Source organism: Prevotella koreensis (genome assembly GCF_003977605.1).
In the GTDB taxonomy this organism is placed as follows: Bacteria; Bacteroidota; Bacteroidia; order Bacteroidales; family Bacteroidaceae; genus Prevotella; species Prevotella koreensis.
Map to the genome: position 1 here is coordinate 2,257,742 of NZ_RYYU01000001.1, position 12,349 is coordinate 2,270,090.

The 12,349-nt window shown below is 41.0% G+C and carries 12 protein-coding genes; 4 read left to right on the forward strand and 8 right to left on the reverse strand.

The genetic code is table 11. From position 1 onward, the window contains the following. Nucleotides 1-9 precede the first annotated feature (9 nt). From EHV08_RS09660 to EHV08_RS09695, 8 genes are all read right to left on the reverse strand, one after another. Nucleotides 10-1,035, reverse strand: coding sequence for a rod shape-determining protein (locus tag EHV08_RS09660; protein ID WP_126679081.1), 1,026 nt, complete (start codon nucleotides 1,033-1,035; stop codon nucleotides 10-12). A gap of 22 nt (nucleotides 1,036-1,057) precedes the next feature. Beyond that, nucleotides 1,058-1,657, reverse strand: a complete 600-nt coding sequence (locus tag EHV08_RS09665) for an IMP cyclohydrolase (RefSeq protein WP_126679082.1) — start codon at nucleotides 1,655-1,657, stop codon at nucleotides 1,058-1,060. Between the two features lie 531 nt (nucleotides 1,658-2,188). Further along, nucleotides 2,189-2,623: a 2-amino-4-hydroxy-6-hydroxymethyldihydropteridine diphosphokinase gene (folK, locus tag EHV08_RS09670; protein ID WP_126679083.1), complete on the reverse strand. Its 435-nt coding sequence runs from the start codon at nucleotides 2,621-2,623 to the stop codon at nucleotides 2,189-2,191. Next, nucleotides 2,623-3,741, reverse strand: a complete 1,119-nt coding sequence (gene queA / locus EHV08_RS09675; protein ID WP_126679084.1) for a tRNA preQ1(34) S-adenosylmethionine ribosyltransferase-isomerase QueA — start codon at nucleotides 3,739-3,741, stop codon at nucleotides 2,623-2,625. The genes folK and queA overlap by 1 nt, the downstream gene beginning before the upstream one ends. Nucleotides 3,742-3,982: 241 nt before the next feature. Then, nucleotides 3,983-4,681: a tRNA pseudouridine(55) synthase TruB gene (gene truB, locus EHV08_RS09680; RefSeq protein ID WP_126679479.1), complete on the reverse strand. Its 699-nt coding sequence runs from the start codon at nucleotides 4,679-4,681 to the stop codon at nucleotides 3,983-3,985. Further along, on the reverse strand, nucleotides 4,681-5,559 hold the full coding sequence (locus tag EHV08_RS09685; RefSeq protein WP_126679085.1) for an undecaprenyl-diphosphate phosphatase: 879 nt from the start codon (nucleotides 5,557-5,559) through the stop codon (nucleotides 4,681-4,683). The genes truB and EHV08_RS09685 overlap by 1 nt, the downstream gene beginning before the upstream one ends. Continuing rightward, nucleotides 5,556-5,804, reverse strand: a complete 249-nt coding sequence (locus EHV08_RS09690) for a DUF3098 domain-containing protein (RefSeq protein ID WP_126679086.1) — start codon at nucleotides 5,802-5,804, stop codon at nucleotides 5,556-5,558. The genes EHV08_RS09685 and EHV08_RS09690 overlap by 4 nt, the downstream gene beginning before the upstream one ends. A 79-nt stretch (nucleotides 5,805-5,883) precedes the next feature. After that, nucleotides 5,884-6,762: a cell division protein FtsX gene (locus tag EHV08_RS09695; protein ID WP_126679087.1), complete on the reverse strand. Its 879-nt coding sequence runs from the start codon at nucleotides 6,760-6,762 to the stop codon at nucleotides 5,884-5,886. 147 nt (nucleotides 6,763-6,909) lie between these two features. On the opposite strand from EHV08_RS09695, the gene EHV08_RS09700 reads away from it, so the two are divergent. The 4 genes from EHV08_RS09700 to EHV08_RS11950 all read left to right on the forward strand — a co-directional run bounded on the left by EHV08_RS09700 (nucleotide 6,910) and on the right by EHV08_RS11950 (nucleotide 11,997). Continuing rightward, the gene (locus EHV08_RS09700; RefSeq protein WP_126679088.1) at nucleotides 6,910-7,689 is read left to right on the forward strand and encodes a radical SAM protein; all 780 of its coding nucleotides are present in this window, start codon (nucleotides 6,910-6,912) and stop codon (nucleotides 7,687-7,689) included. A 368-nt stretch (nucleotides 7,690-8,057) separates the two neighbouring features. Further along, nucleotides 8,058-8,672, forward strand: a complete 615-nt coding sequence (locus EHV08_RS09705; protein ID WP_126679089.1) for a hypothetical protein — start codon at nucleotides 8,058-8,060, stop codon at nucleotides 8,670-8,672. Between the two features lie 524 nt (nucleotides 8,673-9,196). After that, the gene (locus EHV08_RS09710) at nucleotides 9,197-11,107 is read left to right on the forward strand and encodes a P-loop NTPase fold protein (RefSeq protein WP_126679090.1); all 1,911 of its coding nucleotides are present in this window, start codon (nucleotides 9,197-9,199) and stop codon (nucleotides 11,105-11,107) included. Between the two features lie 263 nt (nucleotides 11,108-11,370). Next, nucleotides 11,371-11,997, forward strand: coding sequence for an IS256 family transposase, variant Zn-binding type (locus EHV08_RS11950; RefSeq protein WP_455430452.1), 627 nt, complete (start codon nucleotides 11,371-11,373; stop codon nucleotides 11,995-11,997). The last annotated feature ends 352 nt before the right edge of the window (nucleotides 11,998-12,349 follow it).

Below are 12,349 nucleotides of genomic sequence, written 5' to 3' on the forward strand. Positions count from 1 at the left end.
CCTCTTCTCTTATCTCATCAGGAACGAGAAGCGGTCAACGTTTTTCAATGCGATACCGGCACCATTAGCCACACTGTGCAATGGGTCTTCGGCTACGTGGAACTTTATGTTTATCTTGTCTGTCAGACGTTTGGCAAGACCGCGTAGCAATGCACCGCCACCTGTGAGATAGATACCGTTCTGTACGATGTCGGCATATAGTTCCGGTGGTGTTGCTTCGAGTGCCGAAAGCACGGCGTTTTCTATCTTCGCGATAGTCTTGTCAATACAGTGGGCTATCTCCTGATAGCATACCGGAACCTCCATTGGAAGTGCCGTGATACGGTTCGGGCCATGAACTACATAGTCTTCGGGGGCTTCATCGCCAAGGTCGGTGAGTGCCGAGCCAACATTTATTTTTATACGCTCGGCCATGCGCTCGCTGACTTTCACGTTATGCTGGCGACTCATATATTCCTGAATGTCGCTTGTCAGTTCGTCTCCTGCCACGCGGATAGAGTTGTTGCTGACAATTCCACCCAAGGAGATGACTGCAATTTCGGTGCTGCCACCGCCAATGTCAACAATCATGTTGCCCTCTGGAGCCTCCACGTCAATGCCTATACCTATTGCCGCAGCCATCGGCTCGAAAATAAGGTAAACATCGCGACCGTCTGCATGCTCTGCAGAGTCGCGCACTGCACGCAGTTCGACCTCGGTGGAACCTGAAGGTACACCGATAACCATGCGCAGTGAAGGGGAGCCGAAGAGCCGGCGGCCTGAGTGAACCATCTTTATAAGTCCGCGCATCATCTGCTCACAGGCAGAGAAGTCGGCTATCACACCATCGCGCAAAGGACGTATCGTGCGGATGTTCTCGTGTGTCTTCTCGTACATCAACTTTGCTCTTTCGCCCACGGCAATCATCTTGTCGGTACGGCGATCCAGCGCTACCACTGACGGTTCGTCAACAACAATCTTGTCATCACTGATGATGATGGTGTTGGCCGTACCGAGGTCCATTGCTATCTCTTGGATGAATGAAAAAAATCCCATCTTTATATTGTATTATTTGTTTCTATTTATTTGCGAACCAACCATTAATGGCGGTGTCGTAATGACTGCTTACTCCGAATGCCTTGCAGGCAAAACCGCGTCGTTGCTCACGTGTGGTCTCCGCTCCCTGCTTGTTAAGAATATCGAGGAGTTCGTCATATTGTGCCTTGCTCGGCACTATTACTACATCATCAAAATTCTTGGCAGCAGCACGTATCAACGATATTCCGCCGATGTCGATTTTCTCAATTATGTCTTGCTCGCTGCTTGAGGCATCACTTACTGTCTGTTCGAATGGATAGAGGTCAACGATTACGAGGTCTATTTCCGGAATCTCATACTCTGCCATCTGCTTCTTGTCACTGTCGTTTTGACGACGTGCCAATATTCCGCCGAAAATTTTTGGGTGTAGTGTCTTCACTCTGCCACCGAGAATCGACGGATAAGAGGTGACGCTCTCAACCGCCTGACAGTCATAGCCCAGCGACTCGATGAACTTTTGTGTGCCACCGGTAGAAAGAAATTTCACTCCCTCTGCATTCAACTTGGCAAGCAGTTCGTCAAGGCCGTCCTTGTGAAAAACCGATACCAATGCTGTTTTAATCTGTTTTGTTCCAGCCATTCGTTGTTCTTGTTATTTATAATATCAGTTTGCAAAAGTACAAAAAAAATGATTTTTTTCCAAGATAATAGAGATAAAAAACTTAAAAAGATATTGAGGACTGGACTTTAGGGCGCGAAGACATGGCTTTTTTCGACATAAAAACAAAACTTATTTTGACATAAAGACATAATGTTTAATGACATAAAGACATAAACTTAATGACATAAAGACATAATGTTTAATGATATAAAGACATAATGTTTAATGATATAAAGACATAATGTTTAATGATATAAAGACATAATGTTTAATGATATAAAGACATATTTTTTTATAGGACACTAATATCTTTGTTACAATATATGTGAGAAATGGATTATTTTATTTTCAATTCTTGCATCGCTTTCATGAAAGATAGCACAGCAGAGCCAAGTTTAACTGGCAATTATTCGCCTATATACGTGAACTTACTAGAAAATACCAATGTAATTATATCTTTCTGTCCCTCAAAAATTATGTCTTTTTTGTCCCCCAAGTTTTGTCTTTCTGTCAAAACCTTTGTGTCTTTCTGTCCTCTCCTTTGAATATTTCCTTTAGCGGCTTCATCACGAACTCTCTTTCATGTATATGCGGATGTGGAATTTTCAGGTCGGCATCATTCACTGTTATGTCATCATAGTACAGAATATCAATGTCAATAACACGGTCACTGTAATGCCCATCAACAGATTTTTTGCTCCTACCCATTTTGCGTTCTATTCCCTGTGTCAGCATTAATACTTCCCTTGGAGAATACTCTGTCATACAACAAACTGCAGCATTTGCAAAGAGATTTTCCGACTCAAACCCCCAAGGCTCTGTCACATAAAAAGTTGATTGGCGAACAACTTCACCAACCAACTTTCCTATTTCTACTATAGCCTTGCGCAAATTCTCTTCTCTGTTGCCGAGATTACTGCCAAGACTAAGATAAACGGTATGCATCAATCGTCCAAAATAAGCATTGCATCACCGTAACATCCAAAGCGATAGCCGTTGTTTACAGCCATTTCGTAAGCCTCCATAACGAGGTCATAGCCACCGAATGCCGCAGTTGACATCAACAAGGTGGAGTAGGGATGATAGAAATTTGCTATCATGGAATCGGCGAGTACCACGTTGTACGGCGGGAATATGAACTTATTTGTCCACCCTTCATATTCTTTCAGCAATCCATCTGTACCCACTGCAGTCTCTGTCGCTTTCAGTACACTTGTTCCTACGGCACAGATATGTCGTCCGGCTGTCTTCGTCTCGTTTACCATATGGCACGCTTCAGCATTAATGAACATCTGTTCCGAGTCCATTTTATGCTTTGTGAGATCCTCCACCTCAATGTCGTGGAAGTTTCCGAGTCCGCAATGCAATGTTATGTATGCGAAGTTGATGCCTATAATCTCCATGCGTTTCATCATTTCACGGCTGAAATGCAGACCGGTTGCTGGTGCAGTGACGGCTCCTTCGTTCTTAGCAAAGATACATTGGAATTCGTCAATGTCCTCTGTCGTTGCAGGGCGTTTGTCCACGATATATCGTGGTAGCGGTGCTTCGCCGAGCGTAAACAATTCGCGTTTGAACTCATCGTGTGGACAATCATACAAGAATCGCAGTGTGCGACCGCGACTTGTGGTGTTGTCGATAACCTCGGCAACCATAGTGCCGGAATCATCGAAGAACAATTTATTGCCTATTCTTATTTTGCGTGCCGGTTCAACGAGAACGTCCCACAGGCGCATTTCCTCGTTCAGTTCGCGCAACAAGAACACCTCAATCTTGGCATCTGTTTTTTCCTTTGTTCCGAACAAGCGAGCAGGGAACACCTTCGTGTCATTGAAGATAAATGTGTCGCCTTCATCGAAGTGCTCAAGCACGTTGCGGAAATCAAGAAAGACAGGGTTCCCATCTTTGTCTTTCAAAGGTTCACCGTTCTCGTCAGTCCTATACATATCTATCTTCTTCGACTTACGATGCAGAATCATAAGTCGGCATTCGTCGCGATGATACGACGGATCCAGTGCAATTTGCTCTTCCGGCAGTTTGAATTTGAATTGCGATAGTTTCATATTTATTCTTCTGATTTCTCTTTTACTATAATATAAATAGGTGAAATTTCCTCTCCCACTAATAATTTGTCCTTAACTCCCCGTTCTCCTCATAAATAAAGAAAACCTACTGTCTCATTTGAGTAGCGAAGCAAAAACACGGCTCGCTCATCGCTCACCTCTCATCACTCCGCTCGGCTCCGTCAGGAGACGCTTTCGAAGCAAAGCGTAGAAAGAACGCTCATCCCTCAACCCTCATCGCTCACCCTTCAATGTCTTGCCTCTCAAGCCATGAACTGAACGTGTCGAACGTCAGGCATTTGTCTATCGTAGCCTCGCCTACGCGTGTTCGGCGTAGGTATGTGAGATATGCCCCACTGTCGAGAGCCTCCCCAATGTCGCGTGCGAGCGATCGGATATATGTCCCTTTGCCACATACCACTCGGATTGTGGCTTGCATCTTTTCATTGTCGAACTCCATGAGTTCAATCTCGTCTATACGAACCGGCTTCGCTTTGAGTTCCACCTCGTGCCCCTTGCGCATCAGTGTATAAGCACGTTTACCATTCACGTTGCAAGCACTATATGCCGGCGGTACTTGTTCAATGTCGCCGATGAATTTCCGCAAAACATCTTCCAGGCGGTCGCGAGTTATTTGTTCAGTTGGATAATTAGCATCGACAGGGTGTTCCATGTCGTAACTTGCTGTTGTCGCTCCCAACTGTAGTGTTGCCACATACTCCTTTGTATGTTTTTGGAGTTCTTCTATTCGTTTCGTGGCACGACCCGTACAGAGAATGAGTACACCTGTTGCAAGTGGGTCGAGCGTTCCGGCATGTCCCACTTTCACTTTATATCCCATCTTCTTTGTCAGCAAATAGCGTATGTGAGCCAATGCCCCGAAACTGCTCATACGGTATGGCTTGTCGATATGTAATATCTCTCCTTCCTTGAAGTTCATCATTCCACCATTGTTAGTGAGTGCCCGGTCAAGAGCAATATTAATATTATGCTGCCCACTATGATACGGTAGATTCCGAACATCTTGAAACCATATTTGGAAAGGAAACTGACAAACCATTTCATTGCCAGCAATGCCACGATAAATGCCACGGCACTGCCTAACAGAAGCATCATGATATTATGGTTTGTTGCCCACGATGTGTCGTCTTTCAGTAGGTCGAGCAGGTCGAGCAAAGTGGCTCCCGCCATTGTCGGCACGGCGAGGAAAAATGAGAACTCGGCAGCCTTCTTGCGTGTAAGTCCCTGTGTCATTCCGCCCACTATCGTAGCCATCGAACGCGACATACCGGGTATCACCGACAAGCATTGGAACAGACCAATTTTGAATGCGCTGCTTTCATTGACATTGTTCTCTTCTTTTCCTTTGTTGAAGATGCGGTCGCAGAAAAGCATGAAAATGCCACCTAGTACCAATGTTATGGCAACTACGGCAACACTGTCGAGCAGCCAGTCAAGCACACCCGATTTCTTTGCCAACAGACCTATTACCACTGCCGGCATCACACCCACTATCAGCAGCCAATAGAAGTTGTAACGATGTTTCAACTTCTGCCATGCTGTTGCATTTTCAGAGATTGGCGACCGGTTTATGTTGAAGAACTTCTTTCTGTAAAGATATACCACCGAAAGTATTGCTCCAAACTGGATTATGAACGTGAAGGCATGCACGAAAGCAGCCAATTCCGCATCTTGCTGCATACGTTCGGTAACGCCCAGCAAGTTCTGTGTTATAATCATGTGCCCTGTTGATGACACAGGGAGAAATTCGGTCAGTCCTTCTATTATCGCGATTATAATCGTTTCTAATACTGTCATTCCCCGATTTCCTTCTTATTCTCTTCCTTTGGTTTGTAAATAATGGCAACAATAATAGAGATAAATCCGATGAAAGTAACCACCGGAGCAATCTTTATCCTCGTTGCGCTGAAGATGTCGGGATTGAATGCCTGTTCTGTACTCCCTGAACCACTCATGAGCAGAAATCCTATAATGATTACTGCCACACCGACTGCAAGGAGAATGAAATTCATTTTGCCAAAGGCGAGATTTCTTTTATCCATATAAATCTTTTGGATTATGTTTGTTTTGATTTGTGTTATATCACTCTTTTATCTGCATTCCTCACTCCTCTCGTGTGTACTAAACCTTATAAAGGTCGCCCGCTTTCATTTTTAGGAAACGGCTTACCGAGATGTAACTGCAGAATGTTGTTATAATAATGCCGAAGAGTAGCACCGTACCTCCGGTTATTGCGAGCACTTCCCATGTCATGACGCTAAGTATTCCCGGTGTCTGTGTGTACCAAGCATATACCGCGCTGCCAAGGACACCAATGGCAAAAGTGGCGGCTACCACACCGATGGCAATGGCACGCCAAATGAACGGCCTGCGTATGAAACCCCATGACGCACCAACCAATTTCATAGTGTGTATGTTGAAACGACTGGCATAGACACTTAGACGCACGTGGTTGTTTATCAATGAGAAAGAGATAATAGACAGGAGAATGGCCAAAACAATGAGCACGATACTCACCTTGCCGATGTTATCGTTCACCTTATCCATCAAGTCTTGTTGAAAATCCACCTCTTTCACCTTCTGATGCTTTTTCAGAGCAGTTGCAATCCATGCCATAGAGTCACGGTTGGCATAGTCGGCCTTGAGGTTCAGCACGAGCGATGCAGTGTAAAAATTATACCCGATGAACTCCGTAGGGTCGGCACCCATAGCCTCGGTTTCTTCTTTCAATACCTGCTCCTTACTGATGTAATTCACGTGTTGCACATATCTTTCTTTCTCAATGCCTTTTCTCAGTTGTGCCACTTCCGGCTCGGTGATGTCTTCTGCGAGCACCATTGTCACAGTAAGATTCTCTCTTACCAGTTGAGAGAGGTTGCGAGCCGAGAGAACCGACAATACCACCAAACCCACTAATACGAGCACCAAGGCAGTGCTTATGCACAAGGTTATCACCTGCAGACTACTTCGTCTGCTGGAGTTCTTTCGTTTCCTTCCCATTGATTTTTGGCTATAATAAACCTAATTTGCTGCAAAATTACGGAAAAAAACGAGACGGACGAAATGATTAACCACTCTTAACACAATAATTCTTCTTTTCGATGCTTTCCTCGTTGCATTTCGTTTAATTTCCGTAACTTTGCCCCTATGAGTACAATAATTTATCCGTCGCCCATATTCGGGCCTATACATAGCCGTCGCTTGGGAGTGAGTCTTGGTATCAATCTTTTGCCCGACGATGGTAAGATTTGTACGTTCGACTGCATTTACTGTGAATGTGGATTCAACAAAGACCACCGTCCGCGCCACCATTATCCGTCGCGTGAGCATGTGGCTGCCGCACTCGAGGAACGACTTAAGGATATGCAGAAAAACGGGCCTGCTCCCGATGTGCTTACATTTGCCGGCAATGGCGAACCTACGTGCCATCCTCATTTTGCAGAAATCATAGATGATACGTTACGACTGCGCGATAATTATTTTCCGAAAGCGAAGGTCAGCGTGCTCACCAATGCCACCCTTTTGCATGTGAAGAAAGTGCATGACGCGCTTATGCGTGTGGATAACAATATCGTGAAACTTGACACCGTAAATCCTGATTATATAAATAATGTGGATCGACCCACCGGAACATGGTATGATGTTGAGCAGGTGATAGAGGGAATGAAGCGTTTCAAAGGTCATGCTATTATACAGACAATGTTCCTCCGCGGTACGAGTGGCGGTGTTAACGTGGACAATACTGGTGAAGAGTTTGTCGCTCCGTGGCTCGAAAGGGTAAAAGAGATTGTACCGCAGAGCGTTATGATTTATACCATCGACCGCGAAACGCCGGAACATGGATTGATTAAAGCACCGCGCGAAGTGCTTGACGCAATACGCGACCGCGTTATCTCTGCCGGTATTCCCTGCTCCGCTTCTTATTGATATTGCTTTCCACATCCCCAATTCGCGTGCCATTCACGTATAATTTTCGGTAATTGTTGGATTACTTTAGCGAAAGGTGTTGTCTTTGCCAAGAAGGAAGGTTTGGTTTTGAGCGAACACCAAGATAATACTTTTTCGCCTTAGTGAAAACAATTTCCTTCACTTTTTTATTTAGGACACTATTGCCTTTGTTGATGCTATTGAAGTTTACTTGCAAAAACAAGGGTAACAAAAAGGTCGGAATTCAAGAGAGGAAACCGATCTTGTTTTTTTATGTTTAGCGGACACAAATAAAAAAAGTTAAAAGTGGAGGAGTCTGTTTAAAAAAGAGTATATTTGCATTGTAAAAATCACAAAACTATTCAAGTATGAAAAAATTATTATTGGCTATTGTCTTGCTGTGCTCCACCGTGGAGATAACAGCACAGGAAACTATCCGAGTGAATTATCAAGGAGAAAAACCATCTATCGGCGACTTTGCATGGGCTTTCCTTTCCAATTATAACTGGAACGAAGATGACGTTCTCGATGAGTCGACTAATGCTGCCAAGCAAGCATGGATAAAATATCGCAAGAACATTCCGCAGGCTGAGGGAGATGAGGTCATCGTTGATCAGAAAAACGGCTACGCGGTCTATAACTTCCGATATGAAAACCATTTGTTGCGGGTAGAGATGTGCTATTGGAATGAGGCGGATCAGAAACACAAACTGTTTGCCTATAATGTGAAATCCTACACTGATGGCAAATGTTCTCTCGGTCAGTTTGACCGTATCGAATTCTACCGCTACAATAATGCCACGAAGAAGATGACTTTATGTGATGCTCCGGGCTTTAAATCGATGTGTTTCACGAGCGACGGTGCTACGGTTTCCTATGATTTGCCGCGTAACGGCAAGGATATCATCTGCACGTATTGGTATGACAACGGAAAGAAGAAGCAGAAGAAACTGAAGTGGAACGGGCGCAAGTTCAGTTTCTAAACATTTTCGTAAGAAAGATTTCGGTTAAATCATTGATGACAGGTACATGAGTAAGGCACTTATCCACGCAAGCCAACTGTATGTCGCTGACTTGTATAGAGTCTCCTAAAGCAAACTGATTGCTGAGACATATCTATATCGGATTGCAAATAAATCATGTTTTTTCTTGGAGTCCAGATTTTCTTTTTGGGCAATAATAGGAATAATTCCCTTCACCATTTTGAAAAGTATTTATGAAACAATTTATTTTATCAAGTTAGGCATTGAAGTTGTTATTAAATTAATTGATAATACAGAATAATTCCAGAGTTACCTTGAACGAAGTGAAAAAATGTCCTCGGCAAACATAGCGGATCTTATTTGTATTTTATTGATTAGTTGAACTATAAAGAGGTGGGATTTTCGCAGATTACCAAATTTAAGGTGGGTTTTTACCCATAACTTGCGTGATATTGAAGAAAACTCTGTATTTTCATGTAAGAAAGGTATACATATTTAAAATAAAATACAAATAATATATTTCTATGAATGATTATATTTCGCAATACTTATTTACATATATGGATAACCCTGACCCTCGTTATGCAGTTATGTTAAAAGGAAAATGGGGATGTGGCAAATCTTTCTTCATCCAGAATTGGATAGAACAGTATAATAAAAAAGTTGCCAAAAATGATGCCGTTTTGAAACCAATATATGTTTCATTATATGGTTTGCAAAGCACTTCACAGATTACGTCTGCTATAGATAGGGTTCTTCATCCATTTCTGTATAACAAAAGTGTCAAAATAACAACAAACATAATTAAAATTTTAGGAAAGATAGCATTTAAAGTAGACTTGGGCTCGAACAAAGACGAACAAGGTAATGTGTCAATGCAAGCAACTCTCGATTCTTTATCATTACTTACATCTCATGACAATGAAGTTATTATTGGACCAAAATTAATTGTGTTTGATGATTTAGAGCGTTGCTTGGTAGACATGAAACTTCTTCTCGGTTATATCAACAATTTTGTTGAGCATGGATTTTGTCATGTTATCATTGTTGGGGACGAAACGCATACGACGGATGACACAAAAGGCAAACTTTTGGAGTTTAAAGAAAAGACCGTCGGGCGAGAATTTGAGATCATGCCAGATATGAACGCAGCTATTGATTACTTCATAAATAATGATGTCCCTCTCACAGAATGGCTAAAAAGCAAGAAGGCTTTTATTCTTGATTGCTTTCGATCTACAAAGTGTGATAATCTTCGCCTGCTCAGACAATGCTTATATGACTTTAATGTTCTTTATAATGAGATTGATGAGAAACTCCGTGAAAAAGGTGAGGCTTTTATGACATCTCTTTTAGGATCGTATGTTGTTGTTTATTGCGAGTATCGAGGTGAGAATCGAGATACACTTAAAGAATTTGATAGGAGTTACTTTTATGGAATTTCTGGTGATGAAACGAAGAAAAAAAGAATAAGTGAATTTCAAAACAAATATTCATTCATATTTAACAACTATAAAATTAATGTGCTTAATACATCCCACATCAAACAAATAATTCACGAGATAGAAACTGGTCAGAGTTTGAAGAGTTATGTTGAAGAAACACTTATTCAAATACAAGGTAAATCAAGTTTGCAGGATAAGTTAGCAAATTTTTCTCAATTATCTAATAATGAGTTTGAGGATGCATATATCAAATTAGAAAATGATGTAAATAATAATAACATACCAAATCTGTTTTTAATTGGAAGATCACTTGCATTGCTTGTATTCTTTGATTATAAACAAATACATCCTGTTTCGAGAAAAACTATATCTCTTGCAAAACAGCACATCGCAAAAATTTATTTATCTATAGATAATAAAAACGACCTCTATCAAGCAAAAACTTTATTCTGTCAAGGTACGAGCTCTTACGGTAATTTTTACGAGAATCCATTCGGCAAAGAGATCACAGATTATGCGACATTGATATTTGAACAAAGAAATAATGAGCTTAAAAATAAAATGGAAGAGGCGCTTTTAAATATTGACAATGATAATATTGAAAGTTTAATTGAATTGAGTACTGAATTTACACCAGACAATCGTTGTGAATATCGTTGGACATCCGTATTTAAAAATATTGATGCTGACATTTTATCTTACAAGATACAAAATCTCAATAATAGGAGCTTAGAAGAATTGTGCAAATTCTTCTCTCATCATTATATGTTATGTCAAGCTCTTGTTAAGGGAGATAAGCGCTATGCTGAAGATCTTAATACATTGGAAAATGTCAAAATAAAATTGGAAAAAGTGTTGCCAAATAGGAAATGTGTTGATGCATATATGTTAAGAAAACTTGTTAAATATATAGATAGAGCTATTAGACGTGCTAAAGGTGAGATTAATCCTATAGAAATTAGTGATGATGAGTTTGGTAGTAAGAATTAAGGGTTATCGAAGAATGGGATTAGATAAATCAAGTAATAAATTTTAATCTATTAAATTAATAGAAACTCTCTCTTGTATTGTTTCTGATTATTCGCCGTAAAATCGGAATGTACTTTTTAGAGGCTTTACATTTCTATCTACATTACAAACCTCTGCGATGTTTTTCATAGTTTTATAGGCTTATATGACAAAAATGTGCTTAAAATCCTTGCAACTGTCTAATAATCATTATCTTTGTTCTATTTATATTTTTATGGCAAAAAATCTGCTTTTATTGTGGCTCAAAATCGACTATAAAACGTGGTCATCTTAATGGTTGTCAACGCTGGTATTGTAAGTGCTGTAAGAGGAGCTTTGTCGGACATAAGCGTCTTACAAATACCATTGTTAACAATCGTTATTCCAAGGGTAATCTTACAATCAAAGATCTATCAGAGGAGTACGGAGTTTCAACCAGGACTATTTATAGGAAGCTCACCAAATCTTATAAAGAAGACCTGCCCAACCTTCTTGTTCGTCCGGTAGTGGTTTTAATGGATGTCACCTATTGGGGACGTAATTTTGGTGTAGTTATTATGAAGGATTCATTGTCTGGTGATGTACTTTGGTTTAAGTTTATCAATAGGCATGAACGTCTTGAAGATTACAAAGAGGGCATAAACTACTTGGAATTACTTGGATATACCATTCAAGGTCTTGTATGCGATGGTTTTAAGGGACTTAGACAAGCTTTCCCCAATTATAAATTCCAATTATGCCAGTTCCATCAAGTAATGACTATAAAGACAAAACTAACCTCAAGACCCAAACTTGAGGCTTCTAAAGAACTGCTTGCAATATCCAAGATGTTATGTCATACGGACAAAGAGTCCTTTATTGGGGCTTTATAAGAATGGTATACTAAATGGGAGGATTTTCTTAAGGAACGAACAACAACAGAAGATGGTAAATCACATTATACTCATAAAACTCTACGTAGTGCTTTTTTGAGCCTTAAAAGGAATATGTCGTGTTTGTGGACATACTATGATTACCCTGAGTTGGAGATACCAAATACCAACAATGCTATTGAATCACTTAATGCAGATTTAAAGACAAAATTGAACCTACACAAGGGAATCAGTACGGAAAGAAGAAAGATCTTCATTCAGGACTTTATAAAGTCCCATTCCCCTAAAAAATAAAAGGGGAATGGGAGTTTTTAAGCACATTTTTGTCACATAAGAGAGAACGACTCTAAAA

Excerpts from the sequence above, each read along its gene's own strand:
- EHV08_RS09660 (WP_126679081.1), bottom strand. The coding sequence starts at position 1,035 with ATGGGATTTTTTTCATTCATCCAAGAGATAGCAATGGACCTCGGTACG.
- EHV08_RS09665 (WP_126679082.1), bottom strand. The coding sequence starts at position 1,657 with ATGGCTGGAACAAAACAGATTAAAACAGCATTGGTATCGGTTTTTCAC.
- folK (WP_126679083.1), bottom strand. The coding sequence starts at position 2,623 with ATGCATACCGTTTATCTTAGTCTTGGCAGTAATCTCGGCAACAGAGAA.
- queA (WP_126679084.1), bottom strand. The coding sequence starts at position 3,741 with ATGAAACTATCGCAATTCAAATTCAAACTGCCGGAAGAGCAAATTGCA.
- truB (WP_126679479.1), bottom strand. The coding sequence starts at position 4,681 with ATGAACTTCAAGGAAGGAGAGATATTACATATCGACAAGCCATACCGT.
- EHV08_RS09685 (WP_126679085.1), bottom strand. The coding sequence starts at position 5,559 with ATGACAGTATTAGAAACGATTATAATCGCGATAATAGAAGGACTGACC.
- EHV08_RS09690 (WP_126679086.1), bottom strand. The coding sequence starts at position 5,804 with ATGGATAAAAGAAATCTCGCCTTTGGCAAAATGAATTTCATTCTCCTT.
- EHV08_RS09695 (WP_126679087.1), bottom strand. The coding sequence starts at position 6,762 with ATGGGAAGGAAACGAAAGAACTCCAGCAGACGAAGTAGTCTGCAGGTG.
- EHV08_RS09700 (WP_126679088.1), top strand. The coding sequence starts at position 6,910 with ATGAGTACAATAATTTATCCGTCGCCCATATTCGGGCCTATACATAGC.
- EHV08_RS09705 (WP_126679089.1), top strand. The coding sequence starts at position 8,058 with ATGAAAAAATTATTATTGGCTATTGTCTTGCTGTGCTCCACCGTGGAG.
- EHV08_RS09710 (WP_126679090.1), top strand. The coding sequence starts at position 9,197 with ATGAATGATTATATTTCGCAATACTTATTTACATATATGGATAACCCT.